Annotated in this window: 1 pseudogene; it reads left to right on the forward strand. The window is 57.0% G+C overall.

Annotated features, from left to right (window positions below):
* Positions 1–272: pseudogene (locus NKH03_RS34840) on the forward strand (hypothetical protein); the annotation flags it as partial.
* Between the last annotated feature and the right edge of the window lie 446 nt (positions 273–718).

Here is a 718-nt window from a genome sequence, read left to right on the forward strand (position 1 = left end):
CAAAATCGCGTGTCTCGCCGCAGCGTGACAGCCGTCCCGGCCAGCTATCGCTGCATCAATCCGCTGATAACTTTACAGTGCCAGCCTGGCTGTGGTTGCGGCATCAGCCGGATTCGGCATTGGCGCAATGGTTCAGGGGGCGTGTTGAACATAATGGTGGTCGCATGAAGAAGACGACCATCGTCGCGCTGGCGCGCAAGCTGTTGGTCGCGCTTTGGAAGTATGTCACCTCTGGGGTCATCATCGACGGCGCAATCATAAAGGCCCCATAACGCTTTCACTCTCCCCCTTAAGATACCACCAAGGTCTCATGAGCCCTGGTGGTTCCAGGCCGACGACCGAGAGAATCTTTGGCGAGATGCCGTCTCATAGAATGGCTTTGTCGACCTAAGCCCTGCCCGCCGGAAGCGGGATGTTGGTGCAGCCGAAATAAACGGCGACCGTATGTGAGGTGGATGAGGCTCGGCAAAACGAGCCGTGTCACACAGTCGGGCTTGGAACCTGGAACCGATAATTTGAGATGACGATATGTTTTAACCAACTTGACACAGATGTTCCCATGTGAGGATCTCATGTGGGGCCTGCGCGCCGCGATGCCGAAACGCTCGAGCTTCGCAGTCGCCCAATTCGACAGGGACTGTCAGGAATTTCGTGTGCGGGCGGGCGGTTGAACATCACGCCGCCATGGCTTTGATGAAGCGCTCACCGAAGATGACGG

This window comes from Mesorhizobium sp. M1406 (genome assembly GCF_040317555.1).
In the GTDB taxonomy this organism is placed as follows: domain Bacteria; phylum Pseudomonadota; class Alphaproteobacteria; order Rhizobiales; family Rhizobiaceae; genus Mesorhizobium.